Source organism: Eggerthella sp. BIOML-A1, from assembly GCF_009875595.1.
Lineage (GTDB): Bacteria > Actinomycetota > Coriobacteriia > Coriobacteriales > Eggerthellaceae > Eggerthella > Eggerthella lenta.
In genome coordinates, this window is record NZ_WWRZ01000005.1 from 63,381 (window position 1) to 89,571 (window position 26,191).

General features: G+C 66.2%; 19 protein-coding genes. 9 read left to right on the top strand and 10 right to left on the bottom strand.

Annotated features, from left to right (window positions below; all coding sequences use genetic code 11):
* Window positions 1-183: 183 nt before the first annotated feature.
* Entirely contained in the window at window positions 184-2,721 is a 2,538-nt protein-coding gene (locus GT590_RS07355; protein ID WP_114555398.1) for a ribonucleoside-diphosphate reductase subunit alpha, read from the bottom strand.
* 705 nt (window positions 2,722-3,426) lie between these two features.
* Here GT590_RS07355 and GT590_RS07360 point away from each other — a divergent pair.
* Together GT590_RS07360 and GT590_RS07365 are read left to right on the top strand one after the other, a co-directional pair.
* Window positions 3,427-4,908 (top strand): helix-turn-helix transcriptional regulator, encoded by a 1,482-nt coding sequence (locus tag GT590_RS07360; RefSeq protein ID WP_009305011.1) that lies wholly within the window; start codon window positions 3,427-3,429, stop codon window positions 4,906-4,908.
* Between the two features lie 162 nt (window positions 4,909-5,070).
* Window positions 5,071-6,768, top strand: coding sequence for an FAD-dependent oxidoreductase (locus tag GT590_RS07365; RefSeq protein ID WP_009305012.1), 1,698 nt, complete (start codon window positions 5,071-5,073; stop codon window positions 6,766-6,768).
* 128 nt (window positions 6,769-6,896) lie between these two features.
* Here the strand turns inward: GT590_RS07365 and GT590_RS07370 are convergent, their stop codons facing one another.
* From GT590_RS07370 to GT590_RS07385, 4 genes are all read right to left on the bottom strand, one after another.
* Complete coding sequence (locus GT590_RS07370) at window positions 6,897-7,826, bottom strand: sensor histidine kinase KdpD (RefSeq protein WP_139912413.1); 930 nt, start codon at window positions 7,824-7,826, stop codon at window positions 6,897-6,899.
* A gap of 25 nt (window positions 7,827-7,851) precedes the next feature.
* Window positions 7,852-8,625 (bottom strand): ABC transporter permease, encoded by a 774-nt coding sequence (locus GT590_RS07375; RefSeq protein ID WP_009305014.1) that lies wholly within the window; start codon window positions 8,623-8,625, stop codon window positions 7,852-7,854.
* A complete protein-coding gene (locus GT590_RS07380; protein ID WP_009305015.1) occupies window positions 8,622-9,542 on the bottom strand; it encodes an ABC transporter ATP-binding protein in 921 nt (306 codons plus the stop codon). Before GT590_RS07380 ends, GT590_RS07375 begins: the two co-directional genes overlap by 4 nt.
* 109 nt (window positions 9,543-9,651) lie before the next feature.
* Window positions 9,652-10,365: a response regulator transcription factor gene (locus GT590_RS07385; protein ID WP_161170976.1), complete on the bottom strand. Its 714-nt coding sequence runs from the start codon at window positions 10,363-10,365 to the stop codon at window positions 9,652-9,654.
* Between the two features lie 121 nt (window positions 10,366-10,486).
* Here GT590_RS07385 and GT590_RS07390 point away from each other — a divergent pair, with 121 nt between their 5' ends.
* From GT590_RS07390 to GT590_RS07410, 5 genes are all read left to right on the top strand, one after another.
* Window positions 10,487-10,957 carry a C-GCAxxG-C-C family protein gene (locus tag GT590_RS07390; RefSeq protein WP_161170977.1) on the top strand — a complete coding sequence of 157 codons (471 nt, stop codon included), beginning with the start codon at window positions 10,487-10,489 and terminating at the stop codon, window positions 10,955-10,957.
* 114 nt (window positions 10,958-11,071) lie between these two features.
* The gene (locus GT590_RS07395) at window positions 11,072-12,100 is read left to right on the top strand and encodes an LCP family protein (protein WP_161170978.1); all 1,029 of its coding nucleotides are present in this window, start codon (window positions 11,072-11,074) and stop codon (window positions 12,098-12,100) included.
* Between the two features lie 115 nt (window positions 12,101-12,215).
* Complete coding sequence (locus GT590_RS07400; protein WP_009608742.1) at window positions 12,216-13,238, top strand: alpha/beta hydrolase; 1,023 nt, start codon at window positions 12,216-12,218, stop codon at window positions 13,236-13,238.
* Window positions 13,211-14,593 (top strand): hypothetical protein, encoded by a 1,383-nt coding sequence (locus GT590_RS07405; protein ID WP_015761072.1) that lies wholly within the window; start codon window positions 13,211-13,213, stop codon window positions 14,591-14,593. The genes GT590_RS07400 and GT590_RS07405 overlap by 28 nt, the downstream gene beginning before the upstream one ends.
* Window positions 14,590-15,246, top strand: a complete 657-nt coding sequence (locus tag GT590_RS07410) for a DUF6320 domain-containing protein (RefSeq protein ID WP_009305021.1) — start codon at window positions 14,590-14,592, stop codon at window positions 15,244-15,246. Before GT590_RS07405 ends, GT590_RS07410 begins: the two co-directional genes overlap by 4 nt.
* A gap of 86 nt (window positions 15,247-15,332) precedes the next feature.
* Here GT590_RS07410 and ahpC read toward each other — a convergent pair whose 3' ends face one another.
* Complete coding sequence (gene ahpC / locus GT590_RS07415) at window positions 15,333-15,896, bottom strand: alkyl hydroperoxide reductase subunit C (RefSeq protein ID WP_009305022.1); 564 nt, start codon at window positions 15,894-15,896, stop codon at window positions 15,333-15,335.
* Between the two features lie 307 nt (window positions 15,897-16,203).
* Here ahpC and GT590_RS07420 point away from each other — a divergent pair, with 307 nt between their 5' ends.
* Window positions 16,204-17,370, top strand: a complete 1,167-nt coding sequence (locus GT590_RS07420) for an MFS transporter (protein ID WP_009305023.1) — start codon at window positions 16,204-16,206, stop codon at window positions 17,368-17,370.
* Window positions 17,371-17,514: 144 nt separating this feature from the next.
* Window positions 17,515-18,423 (top strand): NAD(P)/FAD-dependent oxidoreductase, encoded by a 909-nt coding sequence (locus GT590_RS07425; protein ID WP_009305024.1) that lies wholly within the window; start codon window positions 17,515-17,517, stop codon window positions 18,421-18,423.
* Here GT590_RS07425 and feoB read toward each other — a convergent pair.
* The 4 genes from feoB to GT590_RS07445 form a co-directional block, all read right to left on the bottom strand.
* Entirely contained in the window at window positions 18,420-20,996 is a 2,577-nt protein-coding gene (gene feoB / locus GT590_RS07430; RefSeq protein WP_161170979.1) for a ferrous iron transport protein B, read from the bottom strand. The two genes, GT590_RS07425 and feoB, sit on opposite strands and share 4 nt — an antisense overlap.
* A gap of 1,154 nt (window positions 20,997-22,150) precedes the next feature.
* Complete coding sequence (locus tag GT590_RS07435; RefSeq protein WP_161170980.1) at window positions 22,151-22,525, bottom strand: VOC family protein; 375 nt, start codon at window positions 22,523-22,525, stop codon at window positions 22,151-22,153.
* 16 nt (window positions 22,526-22,541) lie between these two features.
* Window positions 22,542-23,948, bottom strand: coding sequence for a uracil-xanthine permease family protein (locus GT590_RS07440; protein WP_161170981.1), 1,407 nt, complete (start codon window positions 23,946-23,948; stop codon window positions 22,542-22,544).
* Window positions 23,949-24,053: 105 nt separating this feature from the next.
* Window positions 24,054-26,114 (bottom strand): YgiQ family radical SAM protein, encoded by a 2,061-nt coding sequence (locus tag GT590_RS07445; RefSeq protein WP_161170982.1) that lies wholly within the window; start codon window positions 26,112-26,114, stop codon window positions 24,054-24,056.
* Between the last annotated feature and the right edge of the window lie 77 nt (window positions 26,115-26,191).

Genomic DNA, 26,191 nt, shown 5'->3' on the forward strand with positions numbered 1-26,191 from the left:
GCGGTGCCCACCAAGCGAGTTCCGCAGCGAAGCGAGGACTGTCTGAGCGACTGGGCATTGCCCCCAGCCCCATCTCACAGGTGGAACCCGGCGACTGGGCACCGCACCCCGGCTGCCGTCGCGCAGGTGGAGCTCAGCGACTGAACATGCCGGACCCCCTCCCGCCCCCCCCCCAGGTTCAACCTACGATGAACACACTTCGCACTCTTCCACTTCCAGGCTCTTCGACCGCACGTAGTAGATGGTTTTCACGCCTTCCTCCCAGGCCAGCAGGTACAGATCCAGCACCCGTCTGAACGTGTACTCGTTCGTGATGTACAGGTTCATGCTCTGCGCCTGATCGATGTGCCGCTGGCGCACGCCGCAGGCGCGCACCGACCACGCCTGGTCGATGAGGTGGGCGTTCTTGTAGTACCAGAACGTGTCCATTGACAGCTCGGGCGCCACGCGCGGCATGAGGCCGTTCTTCTTCTCCTCGAGGAAGTAGCGGTTCATAACAGGATCGAGGCCCGCGGTAGTGCCGGCGATGATGCTGGTGGAGCTGGTGGGCGCCACGGCCAGCAGGTAGCCGTTGCGCAGGCCGTGCTCGGCCACGTCGCGCGCGAGCTCGGCCCAGCGCCCGTCCGTAAGGCCGCGGTCGCGGAAGTACTCGCCCGTCTGCCAGCCGCTTCCCTCGAAGAAACCGTACGCGCCTTTCTCCCGCGCGATGGCGCAACTCGCGCGCACCGCCGCGTAATGCACGTCGCCGAACACGCGCTCGGCGAAGGCCAGATGCTCTTCGCTCTCCCACCGGATGCCGCTTTTCGCCAGCAAGTGGTGGTAGCCGCTCACACCCAGGCCGATGGGACGGTACTGCCGATTGTTGATCTGGGCGTAGGGAACCGGGAAGAAGTTGAGGTCGATGACGTTGTCCAGCGCACGCACCGCGCTTTCGGTGACGTGCGCAAGCTCGTGCGGATCGCCCATGTCGATATGGCCCAGCGACAGACTGGCCAGGTTGCACACCACGAACGCGCCCGGCTTCGTCACGGTAACCACCACCTGCTCGCCGTCCACGTCCTCGATGCGCTGCTCGAGCTGCTCGATGGCGCCCATGTTCTGCGCGATCTCGGTACACAGGTTGCTGCAGTAGATCATGCCTCGGTGCTTGTTCGGGTTCGCCCGGTTCACCGCGTCGCGGTTGAAGGTGAACGGCGTGCCCGTTTCCACGGCGCTCTTGATGATGAGGCGGATGACGTCCTTGATGGGGATCGCGCGCTTCTTGATGCGCGCGTCGGCCACGCACTCCAGGTACTTGCGCGTCCATTCCTCGCCGTAGCAGTCCTCCAGCGCGTAGCCTTTCACCGTGAGGATCTCGTGCGGGCACATGAGGTACCAGTCGCCCTCGATGTTGTCGCGCGCCTGCTGCCAGAAGTAGTCCGGATAGCACACGGCCGGGAACACGTCATGCGCCTTCATGCGGTCGTCGCCGTTGTTCGTGCGCAGGGCCAAAAACTCGGGCAGGTCGCGGTGCCACGCGTCGAGGTACACCGCCACGGCGCCCTGGCGCATGCCCAGCTGGTCCACCGCCACGGCCGTGTCGTTCGCCAGGCGGATCCATCGGATGACGCCGCCGGCCGCCCCGTCGAAGCCGCGAATGGCGCTGCCCGACGCGCGCACCTTGCCGAAGTACAGGCCCATGCCGCCGCCGTACTTGCTCACCTTCGCGAAGTTGTCGATGCTGCGGTAGATGCCGTCCAGACTGTCGGGCACCGTGTCGATGAAGCACGACGACAGCTGATGGAACGGCTTGCGCGCGTTCGACAGCGTGGGCGTGGCCATGGTCACTTTCAGCGTGGACAGCATGTCGTAAAAGCGGCGCACCCACCCCATGCGCTCGTCGGGGCGCTCCTCCATGGCAAGGTGCAGCGCGATGCCGAGGAACATCTCCTGCGGCGACTCCAGCGGCGCGCCCTGATGCGTGCGGATGACGTAGCGGTCGAGCAAAAGCTGCAGGCCGGCGTAGGTGAACAGGTCGTTGCGGCTAAGGTCGATGAAGCCGGCCGCCTCGTCCAGCTCGGCGGGCGTGTAATGCTGCAGGATGTAGTCGCCGTACAGGCCCTCCTCGGCGAGGAAGGCCACCTTCTGCGCGAACGTCTCGATGTGCCGGGCGGCCAGGCGCTCGGCCAACGCGCGATCGAACTGCACCATCAGCAGGCGCGCGGCGATGATCTCCCAGCGCGGCGCCTCCTGCGTGGTCAGCTCCACCGCCGCCTTCACCAGCATGGCCAGCAACTGGCCGTCGGCAGCGTCGGGCTTGGCGAACGACTGGAACTTGGCGCTGAGGTGGGCAAGCTCGTACTCCTCGCCGGGGAACTCCTTCTGCACCGACGCCAGCACGCCCGGCAGCGCGGGCACGCTCGGCAGCTGGGCGCACAAACGCTCGCGCGCGGCGCGCTTGCGGGCGCGGTCCTCGCGGTACAGGATGTAGCTTTTCAGCTCCTCGTAATGGTTCGCTTCCATGAGGGCGCGCTCCACGAGATCCTGCACGTCCTCCACCGAGACGGAGCCGCCTTCGCCCTGCTCCGCGCTCGCCATCGCGCGCTCGATGCGCGCGATGAGGCGGTCGGCCTCGTCATCATCTAGCACCGTGCCCACGCTGGCGAAGGCCGCGCCCATGGCGCGCTTGATCTTGCCGGCCTCGTAGGCTTCCACGGTGCCGTTGCGCTTGGAAATCTGCATGATGTCGTCTCGCCCTTCGTTCTCCGATTGCGGTGCGTTTTGAGAGCGACCATCGTATCATAATATGTTACAAAAATCGCAACATATTGGGGAACGGATAGGCAACGCCCACCACATCGACGAAGGCGACTGACCCGCCGAGCGCGCAAAAAACGGCAGGCGACGCAGAACGGTCGCCCGCCAACCTGCAGCTTCACGGCCGAAAGCAGCGCGCAGCCGACGGGAACGCGACCCCGGGCGACGAGCCGGAGGATCGACGTGCGGCGAAATCGAGCTTTTGGCAGTCTGAGCCCGGTTTCTTTCGCCGTTTCGAAACCGCAGGAAAACGCGACCTGGGGTTTTTCCTCGCGGCATTCCGGATAAAAACCCGATGACTGCCAAAAACCCGATTTCGCCGCACATCAAGCGAGCGGAACCGTCGCACCCGTCACGAAACCAACCCGACCGAGCAGGGCGGTCGCCTACTTCTTCGCGCGATCGTACTAGTCGGCGCCGACGACCACTTCCACGGAGCTCCCGTCCCCCACGACATCCCCTCCACGAGGGGCTCGACGGTTTCGATGCCCAACTCGTCGGCCACCTCCTGCGCCTGCGGGCGATTGCCTCCTCGCTCCGAGAACCGTCACGAGCAGTGCACGCCTTGCCAAGCGCGAAGGTGCGGTTCGGCTGCTGGGGTATAATCCTGCATACGTGGGAAGGGGATGCATGAAATCGCTGGAACGGGTGCACGGGACGACCGGCATCAAAATCATCATCGGCTCGGCTTTTTTCTGGGCTTGGCTCGACGCGTTGTTCATGAGCATGTTTTTCGTCCGGCCGGAGGCCGAGGGCTTCATGGCCGAGATGGCCACTATAGCCGTGTTCGGTCTGAGCCTGCCGTGGCTCGCGCTGTCGCTGGCCAAGCCGGCCGCATGCAACGGCCTGCTGGCGAAGAAGCGCGTGCCGCTCGCGTTCGCCGCGCTGGGCACGGCGGGCTCGCTGCTGCTCCTGCTTGCCGGCATCAACCTCAACTGGATCGCGCTCGTCGCCGGCGGAACCTGCGCCGGCGCGTTCATGGCAGCCTACCAGCTGGCATGGGGCGCTGCGTACTGCCACGACGGCGAGCGGAGCGCGACGCCCTACGTGGCCGGCGGCTTCGCCTGCGCCATCGTCGTCGACGCGCCGCTTCTGTTCATGATACCCGAGGCCGCCGCCGTGTTCTCGGCGCTGCTGCCCCTCGTCTCGGGCGCGTTGTTCGCGAGCATCGACCCCCAGTTGCGCACGTACCGCCGCACCGCCCCCGTCGACCCGCTGCCGAAGCGGAGCGTCCGCTCGCGCCTGAAAGCGCACCTCGGAACCTCGATGATGCTGTTGTGCGCCGTGGCCCTCGTCATGACCGGGTTCGGCTACCTGCAGCACCTCGTTTCGTTCTCGCCTATCGCCAGCGACGGCTATCCCAACGGCATCCTCGTGCAAGTCGCGCGCGGCGTCACGGCGGTGCTCGTGTTCGCCATCGTCGTGCTGGGACGGCGCCGGGCAAGCGCGGTGTACCGCGTGGGGCTCCTGGCCATGATCGCCGGCTTCATGCTGATGGCGTTTCTGTTCGGCACGAACCTGTTCTGGGTGTCGGGCGCCATCATCATCAGCGGCTACACGATCCTCGACCTGCTCATCTGGGTCGCCTTCTCGCAAATCGCCTACGCGCAGTCGCGCGACCCGCTGAAAACCATCGCGCTCATGCGGCTGCTGGCCGTGCTGTGTTACCCGGTGGGCGCCGTCGCGGGCATCATGTTGGTAGGCAACGGCGAGACGATGCACGGCAACGTGGCGGCCGAGACCACCGTGGTTGGCTACCTCGTGGTCATCGCCACCGTGCTGCTGCTCAGCAGCGAGGACATGTGGATGCTGACGGGGCGCCAGCAGCCGAGCCTTTCCGGCGACGACCGCGCCACCCAGGAAGAGCGCATCGACGCCTGGTTCGACAGCATCGGCCTCACTGCGCGCGAGCGCGAGATCGGCCTGCTGCTGGCGTACGGCCGCACGCAGCCCTGGATCGCCGAGCGCCTCAGCATATCGGAGAACACTGTGGGCACCCACGTGCGCCACATCTACCAGAAGGCGGACGTGCACGATCGCCAGCAATTCATAGATTCGGTTCTTTCACCTGATCAGACGGCATCACCCGAACCACGTGATCAAGCCCGCTAGATCACGGGACCTGCCTGATATTCGCAAATAAGGTCATTTGCGCGTTGTGCGGCCGCGCGTCTTCCCGCACCCTGCTTTCAGCGCAACGCACCGTTGCGCAGCCCGCCCCGCGGGCGCAAAGGGAGAGGGCCCGCGAAGGGTCCCGAGGGAAGGGGTATCTGGATGGATATCAACCGCAGGAATTTCTTGAAGGGCGCGCTCGTCACCGGCGCCGCCGCAGCCGCCGCCGTCGCGCTTCCGGCATGCAGCCCGGCCGCGCCGTCCGACGCATCCGACGCCAAGAGCTCGTCGAAGGGCGGCGAGACGACCGGCGCGAAGCACACGTGGGAAGTCGCGCCCGAGCCCATCGCCGACATCGCCGAGACGCAGGACTTCGACGTGGTGGTCGTAGGCGCGGGTCTGGCGGGCATCAACGCCGCCGAAGCCGCCGCCCGCAACGGCGCGAAGACGGTGGTCATCGAGCGCAACACCACGTTCTCCGTGCGCGGCGTGGACGTGGGGCACATCGGCAGCAAGTACCACAAATCGAACGGTTTCGACCTCGACCCGCGCGTGGCTGCGCGATTCCTGCACCAGGCGTCGCACCAGACCACGAACTACGACCTCATCTACGTGTGGGCGTCGCGCTCCGGCGAGGTGTTCGACTACATCGAGGATCTGGGATCCAAGAACGGCGTGAGCATGGTGCCCGCGCTGTCCGGCACCGCGAAGTACGGCAACTGGTCCACGTTGTCCGACCGTTGGCGCGTCTATCCCGATGCCGTCTCCTTCGTGCGCGGCGGCGAGACGTACGACATGCGCGATGACGGCCAGCCGGTCAACGTGACGCTGGGCGAGCTCGTGTACAACTCCGCCGTGGACAACGGCGCCGAGTTCGTGTTCGAGGCGCGCGCCGAGCAGCTGGTGGGCGACGCGGCAAGCGGCATCACCGGCGTCGTCGCCACCACGAAGGACGGCAAGCACGTGCAGTACAACGCCAAGAAGGGCGTGATCCTGGCCACGGGCGACATCGGCGGCAACCAGGAGATGGTCGACGCGTTCTGCCCCATCTCGAACCGCTCGGACTCCAACTGCTACGCGCCGGCCGGGTTCAACAACGGCGACGGCCTGCTCATGGGCATGTGGGCCGGCGCGGCCATGTCGAAGAGCGAAGCCGCCCCGATGATCCACCAGTTCACGCTGGACACGCTCGAGTTCAACCTGACCTCGTTCATCATGAGCTGGCTTGCCGTGAACGCCAACGGCGAGCGCTACGGCGCCGAGATGCCCTTCGAGCCCATGCTGACGAACGCCCGCATGAACACCCCGGGCAACGTGGCCTGGTCCATCTTCGACTCGGACTACGAGACCTACATCATGCAGCAGCAGCCCGAGCGCTACGATCGCTTCACCGACGGGCTGGACGCCGTCATGGAGAAGTGGCTGGGCAACGGCAAGCTGATCAAGGCCGACACGCTGGATGACCTGGCCAAGCAGCTGGACATCCCGGCCGACACGTTCAAGGCCACCGTCGAGCGCTACAACAGCATGGCCGAGGCCGGCGAGGACGTCGACTTCGACGTGCCCGCGCAGTGGCTCGCGCCCGTGAAGACCGCGCCGTTCTACGCCACGAAGAACGTGTGCTCCACGCTGACCATCCCCTTCGGCCTCCACGTGAACGCCGACTCCCAGGTGCTCACCGCCGAGGACGAGCCGATTCCCGGCCTGTTCGCCATCGGCAACGTGCAGGGCGACTTCTTCGGCAAGGACTACCCGGTGCACTGCCCCGGCGTCAGCCACGGCCGCTGCGTGACGTTCGGCCAGCTGGTCGGCGAAGCGTGCGCCAAGGACACGACCATCGGCGAGCTCGACTTCGCCTAAGCGCGAGCGACCGACCCACGAAGGCGGGACCCCTCCCTCTTCCGCCTTCTTCTCGATGCGGCCGTCCTCCGGGGCGGCCGCGGTCGTTTCGCGACCCACAGGGTTCCCGCCGATACCGGAGGCTCTTGTCAGCCGATCGCCGCCAGCTCCAGCCGCAAGCACAGCCAGCGCTCGCCTCCGCGCTGTTCCAGGCACGCGTCCAGCGTACCGCCCATCTGCCCGACCAGCGAGCGCGCGATGGCCAGCCCCAGGCCCGACCGCTCGCCCGAGCGCGCCGCGTCGGCGGTGTAGAAGGGCTCGAACAGCCGATCGACCTCGCAGGAGAACGCCGCGTCGACATCGTTCGCGAACGTCACCGTCACGCGACCGCCGACCGACTCCCCCACCTCCACGTCGAAGGTCGAGCGCGCGTACTTGCCGGCGTTGTGCACGAGGTTCTCCACCACCCGCTCCAGCGCGCCCTCGTCGCCCCGCACGCGAACCGGCCGGTCGGGCACGCGCAGGCGCACTTCCAAACCGCGCTCCTCGAACAGCCGGTAGCGCCCCGCCACCGACTCGCGCACCAAACGGCCCGCCTCCACCGGCTCGCACGCCAGCGGCGCATCCTCGTTGCGTGCCTGTGACAGCTCGTAGAACTGCGCGATCAGCCGCTGCAGCGCGTCGGCTTTGCGGCGCACCGTGGCAAGCGACGCGCGCGTATCGGCGTCCATGCCCTCTTCATCCAGAAGCGCCAAGTACCCCACGATAGCCGTCAGCGGCGTGCGGAGGTCGTGGCTGATGGATTCCACCTGGGCCTTCAGCTCGGCCTCGTGGCGCGCGTACGCAACCCCCTGCTCGCGCACGGCCGCAAGCGCCTGGTTCACGGTGCCCAGCAGCGCCTCCAAGTCCTTGTCGGGCTGCGGCAGCTTCACGATGCGGTTGTCCTCGAGGCCGCGCACGATTTCGGCCAGCTCGCCGTTCGCCCGCCGAAGCGAGCGCTTGAGCAGCGCACAGCGCACAGCGAAGAACACCGCCGATCCCAGCGCCAGAACCGCCACCGCCCCGAGGACTGCCGTCATTGCCGCATCCTTTCCCGTCGCGCCCCTACAGCTCCGTCTTGCTTGCGCGCCACAGACCCGCGATGCCGAACACCGCTACGCCTGCGAACCCCGCGATCAGGCACTTCGCCAAACCCGCCGGCGTGTCCCACAGAAACTCGGCCAGGCCGCTCTGGTTGATGGCCACCTCGTTGGAGAAGAAGTTGTACGGCAACCAGCTGGCCAGCGCGCCAACCGGCTCCACGACCATTCCCACCGCGTGCAGCGCCGAAGGCACGATGGCCACGATGGCCAACCACACCAGAAACGCAGCGCTCGTCTTCGGCAGCACGGAGCACACCGCAACGCCCAGCACAACGCAGGCGACGGTGAACGGCAGCGCCGCCGCCACGCCCTTGAGCAGGATGGACACCGCGTCCGCGGGCCCCTCCAGCAGCAGCACGGCGCTGCCCACGTACACCGCCAGGATCACCGTCATGCTGGCCAGCCCCAGCCCCGTGGACACAAGGCACTTGCCCACGAACAGATCGCGTCGCGAGCAGCCGTCCGCGACGGCGTTCTTGAACGTGCCGTCCTTCCTATCGTCGGCGAACAGCACCCAGACGAGCAGCCCCGCCAGCAGAAACAGCGAGGGCAGCATCGAGATCAGATTGCTGAGCGAGAACCGCACGGTGGCGTAGGGGAAGTCGGGCGTGCTCGCCATCGCCCACAGCAATACGCTCGATGCCAGCACGATGGCGCACGGCACGCCGGTGAACAGGTACAGCTCCCGGCCGTGCACGATGCGGTAGAGTTCGCTCTTCATGTAGTTCAGCATCATGCGACCCCCTTCTCCTTCAGCTCGAGATAGTACTGCTCGAGCGACATCTTCCTGCGCTCCAGCTTGGACACGTCCATGCCCGCTCGGGCTGCCAGGCCGCTGTACGCCTCGATGCCCGCCGCCGGGTCGAAGATGCGCACGGTGCCGTCCAGCAGCACCAGGTAGCGCTCATGACGCAGCTCCTTCTCCAGCAGCGCGGTGAAGCGCGCGGCATCCGACACGGCGATGTCCACGTAGTCGGCGCACCGCTCTTGCAGCGTGCGCGCGCTCACCTGCTCCACCACGCAACCCCGTTTCAGGAACGCGTAGGTCGTGGCCATCTGCTCGAGCTCCGCCAAGTGGTGGCTCGATATCACGATGGTAATGCCCTTGTCGCGGTTGAGCCCTTGGAGGAACGCGCGCATCTCCACGATGCCGCTGGGGTCGAGGCCGTTCGTGGGCTCGTCGAGGATCAGCACCTCCGGCTCGCCCAAAAGAGCCATCGCCAAACCAAGACGCTGCTTCATGCCCAGGGACAGCGTGCGGCAGCGCCGATCCTTCGCATACGCCAGCCCCACGGTGTCCAGCACGCGCGCCACCGCGTCCTTGCCCGGCACGCCCTTGCGTATGCGGCAGCATTCCAGGTTCTTCTCCACGCTCAAACCCGGGTAGAAGCCGGGGCTCTCGATGATGGAGCCGATGCGCGTGCGCTGGCGCTCCAACTCGCGCGGCTCGTGCGCGCCGAACAGGCGCACCTCGCCCTCCGTGGGAAACGCCAGCCCGCACAGCAGCTTGAACAGCGTCGTCTTGCCCGCGCCGTTGTCGCCCACCACGCCGAATATGTCGCCGCGGCGGACGCTCACGTCCGCGTCGTACAGCGCGCAGACGTCCCCGCCGTAGCGTTTCGTCAGCCCCCTCGTCTCGATCACCGTGTCCATGGAATCGTTTCTCCCTTTCTTCCGCTTGCCTTGTCGTCTTGGGGAAACGATACGATGCAGCCTGGAAATAAGTCCTCAAGAAAGGTTAAGGAAAGCGTAAAGGCCCGCATCATGCCAGCTTGAAGCCGATGCCCCACACGGTTTTGATGTAGTCGCCCGCCCCTCCGGCCGCCGCCAGCTTCTTGCGGATGTTGCTGACATGCACGTTGACGGCGTTCTGCTCGCCGTAATAGCCGTTTTTCCACACCAGCTCGTACAGCAGCTCGCGCGAGAACACCTTGTCGGGCGAACGCATGAGCACGTGCAGGATGTCGAACTCGTGCGCGGTCAGCGCCACCTCGGCATCCCCGAGCGTCACGCGGCGGCGCGCGACGTCAAGCCGCAGATCGCGATGGACGTGCACCTCGTCGTCGGGGCAGACGCCGCCCGAGCCCGCAGCCGTCGTCGCCCCCGCAGCGCGGCGCAGCACCGCATGAATGCGCGCGGCCACCTCGTCGGGGTCGAAGGGCTTCGTCACGTAGTCGTCCGCGCCGGCCGCGAGCATGCCCACCTTGTCGGCCGAGCCCGCCTTCGCCGACACCACGATCACCGGCACGCGCGATTCCAGCTCGTCGCGCATGCACGCCATCAACGTCGGCCCATCCATGCCCGGCAGCATCATATCGAGCAAGATCAGATCGAACGCCGCGCGTTCCATCTGCAGCAGCGCTTCGGTGCCCGAATACGCCTGCACGCAGCCGAATCCCTCGCGCGCCGCGATCTTCGCCAGCAGCGCGTTGATATCCGCGTCGTCCTCTACGACGAGAATGGTGCGCTCGCCCACAGCCTGCCCCTTCCGGCGCCGTCCTTCCGTAACCGTTTCAGGATACCCGAAAGGGAACCGCACGGCCACGGAGAGCCCGCGACGCGCTATCATAGCTGCGACTGAACGAAAGGAACGACTCATGACCACCGATAACGCCTGCACGCAACGCCCCTTCGACCGCGAAGCGCTCGGTCGCCGCGCGCTGGAGCTGCACGGCATGAAGTACAACTGCGCCCAGGCGGTCGCCTGCACGCTCGCCCCGCTGATCGGCGCCGACGAGGAGCTGTGCTTCCGCGCTGCCGAGGGACTGGGCGGCGGCATGGGCGGCCTCACCGAAACCTGCGGAGCCGTATCGGGCGCCGCCATGGCCATCGGCCTGGCGAACAGCAACGGACGAGACGACCGCACCAGCAAACAGGCGACGTACCGCATCGTGCGGAAGCTCGTGAGCGATTTCCGCGAGCAAAACGGCTCCACCCTGTGCCCCGAGCTCAAGGGGATCAAGACCAAGCAGCCCCTGCGCAGCTGCGACGGCTGCATCGTCGACGCGCTCCAGCTGGCTGCGGACGCCCTGGCCGGCCTCCCCGCCGACAAACCGCTCGACGCGTAGCCGGACGATGCACGCGGTTCGCGTCGTCCGACGAAACGGCGCGCTCGGCGAACGGGCCATCCGGTATCATGGAGGAGATCGAAACGAAACGCACGCGGAAAGAAGGCGGTCCACATGTCCCCCATCGCTTCCAACGTCAAGTTGACTAAGACCCTCCGGACGGTCGCGCTCCTCGCCGCCATCGCGCTCGCAGCCGCCCTCGGCGCCTGCTCTGCTCCGCCCGCGCAAGAAAAGGCGCAGCAAGCGCAGCCGGAGCCGCTCGTCGTGAACGACACGCCGGCGCCCCCGGTGCCCGACCCCGAGTATATCCTCGTCATCGGCGACGACTCCTGGGAAGAGTACACGCCGGGCCACGCCGACCTCATGATGCTCATGCGCCTCGATTTCGAGAAGCATCTGATCACGCTCGTCAGCGTGCCTCGCGATACCGCCTACGTTTTCCCTGACGGCAACACCGCGAAGCTCAACCAGATGCTGACCAACGCCGGTCCCGAAGCGCAGTGCCAAGCCGTGTCCGACGTCGTCGGCGTGGACGTCTCGCAGTACGTGGTGGTCGGCTTCGACGGGCTGCAGAGCATCGTGGAGCATTTCGGCGGCCTCGACGTGGACCTGCCCTACGGGCTGACGTACAACTTCTACACGAAGGACCATCCCGACGAGGCGTACGAAGCCGGGCCGCAGACGCTCACGCCGTGGCGCGCCATGGCGCTGTCACGTGCGCGCACCGGCTACGGCGACACCGGCTACCAGCAGGAGATGATCCGGCAGGTGGTGGATCGCCAGATGATGACGCGGTTCATCGAGCTGGCGTACGACGACCCTGCGCAGACCGGCGCCCTGTTGACGCTTCTGCAGGGCTTCGTGGAAACGAACGTGCCGCTCGATGACCAGCTGGCCTGGGCGGACGAGCTGGCAAGCGGCGACGAGATCACCGTGCACAGCACCACCGGCCCCTACTACGGCGATTTCCTGGAGGAAGCCGGCGGCCTATGGCTCGTGCCCGAAAGCCGCGAGGAATGGAAAGCCGTCATGAAGGCCGTCGACGCTGGCGAGGATCCAGCCCCCGCCGTGAGCGTCTGGAGCGCCGAGACGGAATCCCCGGAAGCCCCCGTCAGCGTCACCACGGTGATCGACCTGGGGTAAATCTCCTCTCGACAAGATAAAAACATCTGCCCGATACCTGGATGAGCCTTGCGTAACGCCCTGCTCGGCAGGGTTCGCTTATGCTACGATGAGGTTCAGAGAAAGGACGGCATGCATGCCCATCAACAAGGCGGTTCTTGCCGCGTTCAAGGCGGCAACACGGCTTCGGCCCGACATCAGGGAGTTCTACAAAACGCAGCGCCTCGCCGAGGACGTCAGCGCCAAGCTCGTGCTGCCCAACCCCCGCTGCCGCATCGACGAGGCTTTCGCCACGATGCCCGACGGCTTCGAGGTGCCGCTGCGCGTGTTCACGCCGCTCGACTTCGATTTCTCGCTGGCCGAGGGGCTGAAGGTATCCGAGGACTCGCGCGGCACCGTCCTGTTCTTCCACGGCGGCGGCTGGGTGAACGGCACGGTTGACTTCTACATCGACGCGTGCACCACCATGGCCATACAACTGGAGCGGCGCGTGGTGTCGGTCGACTACCGGCGTGCACCCGAACACCGCTTCCCCCAGGCGGCCGAGGACTGCTACGAGGTGGCGCGCCAGCTGTACGCGGGCACGCTGCTGGAGGATGTCGACCCCGAGAACGTGGTGCTGTTCGGCGACAGCGCGGGCGGCAACCTGGCGGCAGTGCTGTCGCTCATGGCGCGCGACCGCGGCGACTTCCAGCCGCGCACGCAGATGCTGCTGTACCCCGTCACGTATAACGACCACGACCCGTTCACGTCGTGGTTCGACTCGGTGCGCGAGAACGGCGAGGACTACCTGCTCACCTGGCGCGACATCGAGGGCTACATGGACCTGTACCGCTCGGCGCCCGCCGATTTCGACGACCCCTACTTCGCGCCGCTGCTCGACCCCGACCTGTCGCGGCAACCGCGCACGCTGGTCATCAGCGCCGAGTACTGCCCGTTGCGCGACGAGGGAGAAGCGTACGCGGCGCGGTTGGAGCTGGAAGGCGACCAGGAGGTGCAGTGCTACCGCATGCTCGACGCCGTGCACGGCTACCTTCTGTATCCGTCGGTGCTCAGCCTGGTCAAGGACACGTACCGCATCATCAAGCATTTCTTGGACGGCGACGATCTCACGCAGGAGGGCGAACCCGCATGGCTCGGGATACTTGGTACCGACTAGACAACGTCGGCAAGTTCTACTCGTCCCAGGCGGGCAGCTCGGCCCAGACGGTGTTCCGCTACGCAGCCACCATGCAAGACGATGTGGATCCCGCTGCGCTGCAGCATGCCCTCGAGAAGACGGCAGGCGTCTTCCCCAACTTCAACGTCTGCCTGCGCAGCGGCATGTTCTGGCACTACCTTGAACAGTCCGCCCAGGTCCCCGTCGTGCAGCAGGAGAACCTCCCCATCTGCTACGGACTGCACGTCCACGCGAAAAGCGTGCTGTTCCGCGTCAGCTACCACGCCGCGCGCATCAACCTCGAGGTGTCGCACATCGTGTCCGACGGGCGGGGCTCGCTCAGCTTCTTCAAGGCCCTGCTGCACGCCTACATCGAGGAGCGCTACGGCGTGAAGGGCGTGCCCGCAGAATACGACGGCTCAGACCACCAGAAGTCCGAGAACAGCTTCGACAAATACTTCGAACGCGACAAAGCCGCCGCAACGCGGGCACCGAAGGTATACCGGCTGAAAGGCTGGCGCGACGAGGCCGATCCCACGTTCTTCGAGTACCACCTCCCCGCGAAGCGCGTGCTCGCCCTGGCGCGCAGCTGGGACGTAGGCGTGACCGCGCTCGTGATCGCCGTCATCATGTGCGCCATCCGCGCCGAAATGCCGCGCCGCGACCGCAGCCGCGCCATCCGCATGGACGTGCCGGTCGACCTGCGCCAGTTCTTCAAATCCACCACCGTCAAGAACTTCTTCGGGCTGGCGTTCGTATCCTACGTGCCCGGCGACGAGGACGAGCCGGTGGAGACGATCGCCCGCATCGTGCAGGATCAGCTGAAAACCGCCACGCAGGCCGAAGAGCTCAAGAGCCGCATGAACCGCATGATCGCGCTGGAGAAGAACCCGCTTCTGCGCCTGGCGCCGCTGTTCGCGAAGGACTTCATCCTAGGGCTGGCGAACCGCCTTGCCGCGCGCGACGTGACCACCACCATGTCGAACCTCGGCCCCATCCGCATCGACGAACGCCTGGCCCCCTACATCCGCGACGTCAACATCCTGACCTCCACCACCGGCCTGAACTTCCTGATGTGCGCGTTCGGCGACGATCTGAGCATCGGCATCTCCACGGTGTACTCGAACCCGGACGTCATCAAGAACATCTGCAGGTTCTTCTCCGGCCAAGGCATCGAGGGGCGCATCAACATCAACAAGACAAAAGAAGAGGTGGCGGAAGACCGTCTTGAAGCCAAGATCGAGGCCTCGGTGAAGCGCTGGGGAGGGCAAACCCCCGCACGCGAAGGCGCGAGCGCGAAGAGCGAGGCGCCGGCGCACAACGAGACGGACGCGAGGGAGGACGACGGCCGATGAAACGATGCGAGAAATGCGGCGTGCAGTTCTCGGGCGACCTCGACCGGTGCCCGTTGTGCCAAGCCGAGCTTTCGGGCGACGCGTCGCCCGCGGTGTTCCCGCGCAACGAGGTGCGCAAGTCGGGCGCCATCGCGCTGGCGGTGCTGGCGTTCGCCACGGGGGCGTGCTTGCTGGTGATGCTGTTCTTGGGTCATCTGCTCCAGCTTCCGGGCGACATCGTGGTCACAGTCTGCGTCGGCCTCGTGGTGAACTACCTGTTCGTGCGCAACATCCTCACGCACACGCCCGACTTCCTGCGCGTCGTGGCGCGCTACTTCCTCGTGCTGCTGGCCATCGCCGCCATCTGGTTCCTCGTTTCGCGCAACCCGGTGGTCACCACCTTCGTCATACCCGGCATCTGCCTGGTGGCGCTCGTGTTCGACGGCGTGCTGCTGGCGGTGTTCCGCGGCACGTTCGTCTCGGGCTACGCGAAGTACCTGCTGTTCGACGTGGGGCTGGGCCTCATCCCGCTGGCGCTGCAGGCGCTGGGGCTCACTACGTGGGACGTCCCCTCGCTCGTGAGCGCGCTCACCGCCAGCGTGTTCCTGCTTGGGCTCGTGGTATTCGCGCGCAAGCAGCTGACAGCCGAAATCCGCAAGCTGTTCTCGGCGTAGGAACGTAAGCGCGAAAACGCCCGACCCCGCAGGGGATCGGGCGCCGATCGGTTCCGCTCGAGCAATGATGCGCGGCCGATGCAGGCTTACAGCTTGCCCACCAGGTCGATGCCCGGATGGAGCACCTCGGAGCCCGGCACCCAGCGCGCGGGGCACACGGAGTCGCCGTGCTCGGCCACGAACTGGCTGGCCTGCACGCGGCGCAGCAACTCGGCGGCGTTACGGCCGATGTTGCCGGCGTTCACCTCGTAGCACACGATCTTGCCCTCGGGATTCACGATGAAGCTGCCGCGCTCGGCCACACCCTCCTCCTCGATGTACACGTCGAAGATGTCGGCCAGCTTGTGCGTGGGGTCGGCCAGCATCGGATACGGCAGGTTTTTGATGTTCTCGGACGCGTCGTGCCAGGCCTTGTGCGCGAAATGCGTATCGCACGACACCGCGTAGATCTCGCAGTTCGCCTCCTGGAACTTGTCGTACAGCGCGCCGAGGTCTTCCAGCTCCGTCGGGCACACGAACGTGAAGTCGGCCGGGTAGAAGAAGAACACGCTCCACTTCCCCAGCACGTCGTCCTTCGTCACCGTTTCGAAGTCGTCGTTATGGAACGCCTGGACGGTGAAGTCGTCGATTTCCTTGTTGATCATGGACATGGTTGCTGCTCCTATCTCTTGAAGACGCTTCCGGCGGGATCCGTCTTCGCCAAGTTGTTATCCAAAGCGAACTTTCTCATAATTGCTACTCACAAGCTATCGTATTCTAACGTCTCCGGACAATCTCCAAAAGCACGCCGGCTCTCCGAGGCCGTCCGATGGAAGGTTTGTCATATTCTCGACAAGTTTCGCCCGCCCGAAGCGCGGCGATGGCATACTAAGCCGGCTTCGCGAGAAACCCGCGCGGCAAAGAGCGCTCCTCTCGCCGCAATCCGATACTCCCCGTCCCGAAGGAACCATCCATCCTATGAAGAAAAGCCTGCTCGCCCTTGCCACCGGATCGTTCGCGCTCGGGTTCGCCGAATTCGTGATGATGGGCATCCTGCCCGCGACGGCTACGGGGTTGCGCGTCAGCGTGCCCGATGCCGGCGATTTCATCTCCGCCTACGCGTTGGGCGTGTGTGCGGGCACTCTGTTCCTCGTGTTCGGACGGCGCGTGCCGCCGAAACGGCTGCTGCTGGGGTTCGTCGCGCTCGTGGCCGTCGGCAACGCCGCGGCCGCCTGCGCGCCGAGCGCCGAAGCGCTGGTTGCGGCGCGCTTCGTGTCGGGACTGCCGCACGGCGCGTTCTTCGGCACCGCCACCATCGTGGCGCGCGAGCTGGCCGACCCCGGCCGCGAAGGCCAAGCCGTGTCCATCATGGTGCTGGGACAGACCGTGGCGAACATGGTCGGCGTGCCCGGCGGCACGCTGCTGGCAGCCCTTTTGTCGTGGCGCGCGACGTTTTTGTTCGTCGCCGTATGGGCCGTCGGCTCGCTTTTGCTGATCGCGCGCTTCGTGCCCGCCGTACGCCCCATCCCCGACGCGGGGTTGGCCGGCCAGTTCCGCTTCCTAAAGAAGCCGGGTCCGTGGCTGGTCATCGGCGCGGTGTTATTGGGCAACACCGGCATCTTCTGCTGGTGGAGCTACGTCTCGCCGTGGCTGACCGACATAGGCGGCTTCCCGGCCGACGCGCTGCCCGCACTGCTCGTGCTGGCTGGGTTCGGCATGGTGGCCGGGTCGCTCGTGGGCGGACGCCTCACCGACCGCACGTCGCCCGGAAAGATGGCTGCGGCCGGTCAGGCCATCGGCTGCGCTGCGCTGCTGCTCATCTTCCTGTTCTCGGGCACGCCGGCCACCGCGGCGGCGCTCATGTTCCTGTGCGCGTTCGGCATGTTCTTCGTGTCCAGCCCCCAGCAGCTGCTCATGGTGAAGGTGGGCCGCGGCGGAGGCGAGATGATCGGCTCGGCCTGCGTGCAGGTGGCCTTCAATCTGGGCAATGCGTTCGGCGCCATGATCGGCCAAACCGTGCTCAACGCGGGCGCGTCCTATGCCTGGCCGAGCCTGGCGGGCGTCCCCTGCTCGCTCGCCGCCGTCGTGTTGCTTGCCGTGTTCTTCACCAGATTCGAACGCCGCTACCGCCCTTCGACCCGATGATGCCGATCGGCCGCTTCGCCAAAGAGGGTGCTTCCCGAAGGCAGCCATAACGCTTGCTTATCCGGGCATAAGCAAGCGGACGGTTACCGCGCCCCGCGAGCAGGACTACAATAGCGGCGAAAGACGATCTTCGAAAGGAACGCCATGAAAGAGTACGACATCGTCATCGTAGGCGCCGGCCCTGCCGGCGTGAGCGCAGGCATCTACGCCGCAAGCCGCGGGCTCGAAACCCTCATCCTGGAGCAAAAGGCCGTGGGCGGCATCATCGGCGGCGTGTCCACCGTCACCCACTACGCCGGCATCCTCGACGACGAGACGGGCGCCACCTTCGCCCGCCGCCTCGAAGCCCAGGCGTTGGAAGCCGGCATCGAGATCGTCTACGACCAGGTGGAGCGCGCCGCCCTTGCCGGAGAGACTAAGACGGTGTTCACCGGCACGGAATCTTACCGAGCTCCACGCGTCGTCCTCGCGAACGGCAGCACGCCGCGCAAGCTGGGCGTGCCCGGCGAGGCCGAGCTGCAGGGCAAGGGCTGCGGACTGAACGCGGCACGCGATGCGACGACGTACGAAGGCAAAAGCGTCTACGTGATCGGCGGAGCCGACGGAGCCGTGAAGGAAGCGCTCTACCTGGCCCGGTTCGCCCGACAGGTGTCCATCGTCTGCGTGGAAGATGAACTCGCCTGCATCGCGGAATTCCGCCGCAAGACGGCGGCAACGCCGAACATCCAGGTGGTTCCGGCCACGCGCGTGGGAGCGCTGCACGGCGCGGACCGCGTGGAAGCACTCGACCTCGTGTCGTTGGCGGACGGCCGAACGCGCACGGTAGAGGACGACGGCTGCGGCGTGTTCGTCTATGCCGGGTCGGAGCCAAACACCGCCCTCTACGCCGGAGAGCTGCGCCTCGAGAACGGTTTCATTCCCACGAACGAACGCATGGAGACGAGCATCTCGGGCGTGTACGCGGCGGGCGATATCCGCGCGAAGCAGCTGCGCCAGGTAGCCACCGCCGTTTCCGACGGCGCCATCGCCGCCGTCAACGCCGCAACCCTCTAGCGCACGCTCGCCTTCGAAGGCTCCTCGGGTTCCGGCGTGCCTTCGAAGGCACGGTCGACAGGCGCCTCCGGCATGGCGCCGCAGCCCGCGCAGCCGTCGCACGACCCGCCGCACCCCGACACCGCACCGCCTTCGCGCCGCTTGCGCGCTATGCGCCGAACCGCGAGCGCCACGAGGACCGCGACAGCCGCGCCCAGCGCGAGCGTGCCTGCGCCCGCCACGCCGTCCTCCAGCGCAAGGCCCACGCCGCGCATCGCGAACGCCGCCGCCCAGGCCACGGCCAGCTGCCCGAACACCATGCCCAGCGCCCATCTCCCGCCCAGCTCGCGCCTCACCGACGCGATGGCCGCCACGCACGGCGTGTACAGCAGGCAGAACACCAGCAGACCCAGCGCCGCCAGCGGCGTGATGGCCGCCACCAGGCTGGCCGTGCTGCCGAACAGCACCGACAGCGTGGACACGACGCTCTCCTTCGCCATCACGCCCGTCACGAGCGCCGTCGAGATGCGCCAGTCGTCGAAGCCCAGCGGCGCGAACACGGGCGCGATCCAGCCGGCCACCACGGCCAGCATGCTGTCCTGCGAGTCCGCCACCACGTTCAGCCCGAAGTCGAACGTCTGCAAGAACCAGATGACGATCGTTGCCAAGAAGATGATGGTGAACGCCCGCTCCAGGAAGTCCTTCGCCTTCTCCCACAGCATCTGCGCCACGTTGCGCGCGCTGGGCATGCGGTAGTTCGGCAGCTCCATGACGAACGGCACCGCCTCGCCCGAGAACATCGTCGACCGCATGAGCAGCGCCGCCAGCACACCTACCGCGATGCCGCCGAAGTACAGCCCCACCATCACCGCCGCGCCGTTGGCCGGGAAGAACGCCGCCGTGAAGAACGCGTAGATGGGAAGCTTCGCCGAGCAGCTCATGAACGGCGTCAACATTATGGTCATCTTACGGTCGCGCTCGGACGGCAGCGTGCGGCTGGCCATGACCGCCGGCACCGTGCAGCCGAAGCCCACCAGCATGGGAACGATGCTGCGTCCCGACAACCCGATGCGTCGCAGCAGCTTGTCCATCACGAACGCCACGCGCGCCATGTAGCCGGAGTCCTCCAAAAGCGACAGGAAGAAGAACAGGGTGACGATGGTGGGCAGGAAGCTGAGCACGCTGCCCACGCCGTTGAACACACCGTCGATGACGAGCGACTGCAGCACCTCGTTCACGTGCGCCGCCGCAAGCCCCGACGCCACCACGTCCGTGAGCGCGGAGATGGCCGCGTCCAGCAGCTCGGACAGCCACGCCCCCACCACGTTGAACGTGAGCCAGAACACCAGCGCCATGATGGCGACGAACGCGGGGATGGCCGTGAACGGGCCGGTCAGCAGCTTGTCGATGGCCGTGCTGCGCGCATGCTCGCGACTCTCGCCGGGCTTCACCACCGTCCGCTCGCACACCCGCCCGATGAAGCCGAACCGCATGTCGGCGATGGCCGCCGAACGGTCGAGCCCGCGCTCGGCCTCCATCTGGCTGATGATGTGCTCGAGCGCGTCCTTCTCGTTCTGGTCGAGGTCGAGCCGCTCCAGCACCAATCGGTCGCCCTCGGCCAGCTTGCTCGCGGCGAACCGCGGCGGGATCCCCGCGCGCTCGGCATGGTCCTCGATGAGCGCCATGATGCCGTGCAGGCACCGGTGCACGGCGCCGTCGTGCTCGTCGGGTGCGCAGAAGTCCTGGCGCACGGGCGGCTCCTGGAACCGCGCCACGTGCAGCGCGTGGTCCACCAGCTCTCCGATGCCCTCGTTCTTGGACGCCGAGATGGGAACGACGGGGATGCCCAGCAGCTTCTCCATCTCGTTCACGTCGATGGTGCCGCCGTTGCCCTCCACCTCGTCCATCATGTTGAGCGCCAGCACCATGGGCATTCCCAGCTCCATGAGCTGCATCGTCAGGTACAGGTTGCGCTCCACGTTCGTGGCGTCCACGATGTTGATGATGCCGCGCGGCTTCTCGTCCAGCAGGAAGCGGCGGGTGACCACCTCTTCGCTGGAGTACGGCGACATGGAGTAGATGCCCGGCAAGTCGGTGACGCATGCCTCAGGATGCCCCTTGATGCAGCCGTCCTTGCGGTCCACCGTGACGCCGGGGAAGTTGCCCACGTGCTGGTTCGACCCGGTCAGCTGGTTGAACAGCGTGGTCTTGCCGCAGTTCTGGTTGCCCACGAGCGCGAACGTGAGCGGTGTGCCCTCGGGCAGGGGGTTCTCCTCGGAGCGGTCATGGAACTTGCCGCCCTCGCCGAGGCCGGGATGCGGGACGGGCTTGCCGAGCGGGCGGCTCTCCTGCGCGTCGGCCGCGTCGCGCATGTCGACGATCTCGATCTTGCGCGCATCGTCGCGCCTGAGCGTTAGCTCGTAGCTATGGATGCGCACCTCCAGCGGGTCGCCCATAGGGGCATGCTTCACCATGGTCACGTCGACCAGCGGGATGATGCCCATGTCCAGGAAGTGCTGTCGAAGCGACCCCTCGCCGCCCACGGCGGCCACGGTCGCGGTTTTCCCGATGGGAAGATCGTTCAGAGTTGTCAACGCCCGTCTCCTCGCAACGGCCGGGCAACCCCCTCGCCCTGCCGCTTTGCTCGCTTACAGTCCGAAGCACATGGTACCGCGAAACAACCCGTGACGCACGAAAAAGTTTCCCATGGTGAACGATTGACGCACCGAACCGCCGGGCACGTGCAGCTTCCCGGCGATATTTCAGGTAGAACATTCGCGTTGGATCGACCGGCAGCATGCTCTTCGCCATCTTGAGCGCACGTCGAAGCCGTCTCGGCGCCCCACTGCCCGACCGCTTCGGCGAAGTTCCCGACTTATGCGCACCTCTGCCATGAAAAGGGGGCAAAACGACAATGTAGGCGAGTTATGCGCACATGGCAGGAAGCCTGGATTCGCCGCTGCGGACGCTTAGAAAACCGTGCAGCCCTCTGAACAGGCGTTTCTCCACCCCTTCATCCCGCGTGGCCAAACTCGGCCCCGCAAAAGCGCGCGAAACGCGGGAATAGGTGTGGCAGAAGTGCGCATAAGTCGGGGACTTGGTGGTTTTCGGGCCTTTTCGATGGCAGAAGCCTTGCAGCGGAGACGCGCAGCTGGCGCCGGCAGGAAAACCCTCCGGCTGACGCCGCACGGGATCCTTCGACTCCGGCCTACGGCCTGCGCTCAGGATGACAACCTGAACCCTACATCCTGCGGGCGGGACGACAGGACGGGCCGGTGCTCGCCGAGACTGGCTGAGGGGGGGGCTCGCTCGCAGCGCTTCTTCGCGCCAAATGAAAAAGCGGAGGGAAAGGGGGGTTCCCTCCGCTTGCAAGCGCGACGGATAGCCAGACGAGAGGAGCTTCCGCCGCCGGGTAAGCAGAATCGTGATCGAAAGCCTTGCAATGATCGAGGAACCACAGCTTATCCGCTTGGGATCCGCTCGCTCGATCGCTTCGCTTTCGATGGAAGTTATATTAAGCTAACAATTGTCACGACGCAATACGAGTTAGCCAAGGCATACATTTCCTTCACATCTCAGCCGACCGCGCCCTCCACCGCCGAACGCCGCCCCGCCCCACGGGGCCGCCCGGCGCGCACAAAAAAGGGCCGCGCCCCTCTCGGACGCGGCCTTTCCCTGTCGTCACCTGGATCGACGACTTGCAACCTGCGGCGCGGCACAGCGCGACACGGCGCGGCGCCGACAGCGACTATTCGGCCCAGTCGTGGATGACGGCCTCGATGTTGTTGCCCTCGGGATCGAGGACGAACGCGGCGTAGTAGCCCGGATGATAGTCGCGCGGACCCGGAGCCCCGTTGTCCGTGCCGCCGGCGGCCAGCGCCGCCTCGTAGAACGCATCCACGGCAGCGGCATCGGCGGCGCGCAGCGCGACATGCGTCGGAACGGCTTCAGCGCCCTCGGGCAGCGGCGCCACCCACACGTCGCCCGGCTCGCCCTCCACCAGAAGCTGCATGCCGCCGGGATACTCGATGCCGCGCGCATACCCCAGCGGGGCGAGCGCGGCCTCGTAGAACGCCTTCGCCTGCTCGACGTCCTTCACCTTGATGCTCACATGGTCGATCATAGCGTGCTCCTTTTCTCTAGCCGTTCTGCGTGCTCAGCTCTTCGAGATTGCCCTCCAACGGCAACGGGCCGTCCATCTCCTCGTCTTCCGCAGCCTCCATGCCGGCAACGTCCTCGTGGCCGGGCAGGATCATGTTCAGCACGATGCCAACCACCGAGCCCACCGCCAGACCCGACAGAGAGATGACGATGCCGCCCACCGGCACCACGATGGCCCCGGCAGCGCTATAGGCGATGCCCAGCGACAGCACCAGGATCAGCGCGGTGATCAGCACGTTGCGGCTCTTCATGAAGTCGACGTGGTTCTCCACGAGATTGCGGATGCCCACGGCCGAAATCATGCCGTACAGCACGAGCGACACGCCGCCGATGACGCAGGCCGGCATGGCCGCGATGACGGCCGCGAACTTCGGGCAGAACGAGAACGCGATGGCGAAGCAGGCAGCGATGCGGATGACGCGCGGGTCGAACACCCTGGTCAGCGCCAGCACGCCCGTGTTCTCGCCGTAGGTGGTGTTGGCAGGGGCGCCGAACAGCGACGCGAGGATGGTGGCCAGGCCGTCGCCCAGCAGCGTGCGATGTAGGCCGGGCTCGGCGATGTAGTTGCGGTTGCAGGTCGAGCTGATGGCCGACACGTCGCCGATATGCTCGATCATCGTGGCGAACGCCAGCGGCATGATGGTGATGACGGCCGTGATGGCCAGCCCTGCATCGAAGTTCGCACCGAAGATCGAAAACACCGTCTGATCCCAGGCGAACGGCAAGCCGATCCACGCCGCCTCGGCCACGCCCGTAAAGTCCACCTGTCCCGAGACCGCAGCCACGAGGTACGCTCCGATCACGCCCAAGAGGATGGGAATGATCTTGACCATGCCCTTGCCCCAGATGTTGGCGATGACGATGATGGCGATGGCCACCAATGCGATGGGCCAGTTCGTGGACGCGTTCGTGATGGCCGAGCTGGCCAGGATGAGCCCGATGGAGATGACGATGGAACCGGTGACCACGGGCGGAAAGAAACGCATGACCCGCGTGGCGCCGAACACTTTGAACAGCGCCGACAACACGAGGTACAGAAGGCCCGCGCACGCCACGCCCAGGCAGGCGTACGGCAGCAGATCGGCCTCGCCGTTCGGCGCGATGGCCGCATAGCCCGCGATGAACGCGAACGACGAGCCCAGGAACGCGGGCACTTTGCCCTTCGAGACGAAATGGAACAGCAGCGTGCCCAGGCCCGCGAACAACAGCGTCGCGGAAACGGACAGGCCGGTTAGCGTCGGCACCAGGATGGTGGCGCCGAACATGGCGAACATGTGCTGCAGCCCGAACACCGCCATCTTCGGCTTGCCGAGCTTTCGTGCGTCGTAGATCGCTTCCGGGCTGTCTTGAGCCCCCATCGTCGGCGTCGATTTGCTCTCGCTCACGTGATACCCCTTGTCTGTCGAGCCTTCGGCTGATGGCCCGTCCGACCCCTGGAGCACGCGGACCGACCGGTAGTATTTTGCCACAACACGGCCCGCCGTGCGGCATCAATGCCGACGAGTCCCCTTACTTTTCCCGGGACGGCGTTCCCCCGCCGACTTGCCCGACCGCCCTCCGCCTTGCGAGGAGGTCTTTCCAGACGAAGGCTTCGGCTTCGGCCGAGCCTTTCCCGGCCCGCTCGGCCGCGCTTTCGACGGTGCCTTGCCCGAGTCGTTCGGCTTCGACTGCGCCTTCGCGCGCACGTCGGCTCTCGTGCGGGCGCCCTTGCCGCTTACCGCCGGCTTGCGTCCCTTGCCGCCTCCCTCGCCTTGCGGCCGCAGCAGGCATTTCGGCCCGAACCCCACCAGGTCCATGCGCCCGGCGCGGCGCAGAGCCTCCAGCACCAGCTCGCGGTTCTTCGGGTCGCGGTACTGGATGAGCGCGCGCTGCAGGGCTTTCTCGTGCGGGCTCTTCGGCACGTACACCGGCTCCATCGTGCGCGGGTCCACGCCCGTGTAGTACATGGCCGTGGACATGGTGGAGGGCGTCGGGTAGAAATCCTGCACCTGCTCGGGCATGTAGCCAAGATCGCGGCAGTACTCAGCCAGCTCGACGGCCTCGTCCAGCGTGGAGCCCGGATGAGACGACATGAGGTACGGCACCAGGAACTGCTTCATGCCCAGCTGGCGGTTGACCTGCTCGTAGCGCTGCGCGAAGCGCTGATACACCAGGTTGCGCGGCTTGCCCATCACCGACAGCACGGCATCCGACACGTGCTCGGGCGCCACCTTCAGCTGGCCGCTCACGTGGTGGGCGCACAGCTCGTTCAGAAACGCGTCGCCGTGCTCGCGGTCGGCCAGCACGTAGTCGAACCGGATGCCCGAGCGCACGAACACCTTCTTCACGCCGGGCAGCTTGCGCAGACGGCGCAGCAGGCCCAGGTAGTCGGAGTGATCGGCCTTCAGCTGCTTGCAGGGCTCGGGGTACAGGCAGCGCTTGCCCGGGCACGCGCCGTGCTTCAGCTGCTTGGCGCAGGCGGGCGCGCGGAAGTTCGCCGTGGGGCCGCCCACGTCGTGGATGTAGCCCTTGAAGTCGGGCTCCTCGACGATGGCCCGCGCCTCGTCCACCAGCGAGTCGTGGCTGCGCGTCTGCACGATGCGACCCTGGTGGAACGTCAGCGCGCAGAACGAGCACTCCCCGAAACAGCCGCGGTTGCTGGTCAGGCTGAACTTCACCTCGCTGATGGCGGGCACGCCGCCGGCCGCCTCGTACATCGGGTGGTACGTGCGCGCGTACGGCAGTCGGTACACGGCGTCCATCTCGCTTTGCGTAAGCGGCGCGGCGGGAGGGTTCTGCACGACGAACTCGTGGTCGGAATACGGCTCCACGAGGCGCTTGCCAGTGAAGGGATCACTGTTCTCGTACTGCACGGCGAAGCTGCGCGCGTACTCCAGCTTGTCATCCTGCATGGCGGGAAACGACGGCAACGTCACCGCGTCGTACACGTGCTCGAGCGACGCGGCGCGGTATACCGTGCCGTCGATGAACGTGAGGTCCTCGATGGCCAGCCCCGCGTTCAACGCGTCGGCGATCTCGATGATGGAATGCTCCCCCATGCCGTACGACACGAGGTCGGCCCCCGAGTCCAGCAGGATGGAGCGCTTCAGCTTGTCCGACCAGTAGTCGTAGTGCGAAAGCCGCCGCAGGCTGGCCTCGATGCCGCCCAGAATGAGCGGAGTCTTCTTGAACGTGCGCCTGATCAGGTTGCCGTACACCACGGCAGCGTGGTTCGGACGCCGGCCCGCCTCGCCGCCCGGCGAGTACGCGTCGCTGCGTCGACGCTTCTTCGCCACCGTGTAGTGGTTCACCATCGAGTCCATGTTGCCGGCCGATACGAGGAAGGCCAACCGCGGCTCGCCGAACACGGCGACGCTTTCCGGATCGTTCCAATCGGGCTGCGCGATGACGCCCACCTTGTAGCCGTTCGCCTCCAGCAGACGCGTGATGATGGCCATGCCGAACGAAGGATGATCGACGTAGGCGTCGCCCGACACGTATACGAAATCGACCCGATCCCAGCCGCGTTCGAGCATTTCCTCGCGCGTTACCGGCAGAAACGCCGCTTTCATGGCACCAACCCTCCCGTTTAGTATGCGATTCGAGTCTACCTTAAACGAACGGGCCGTCGAAGCACAACGCTTCGACG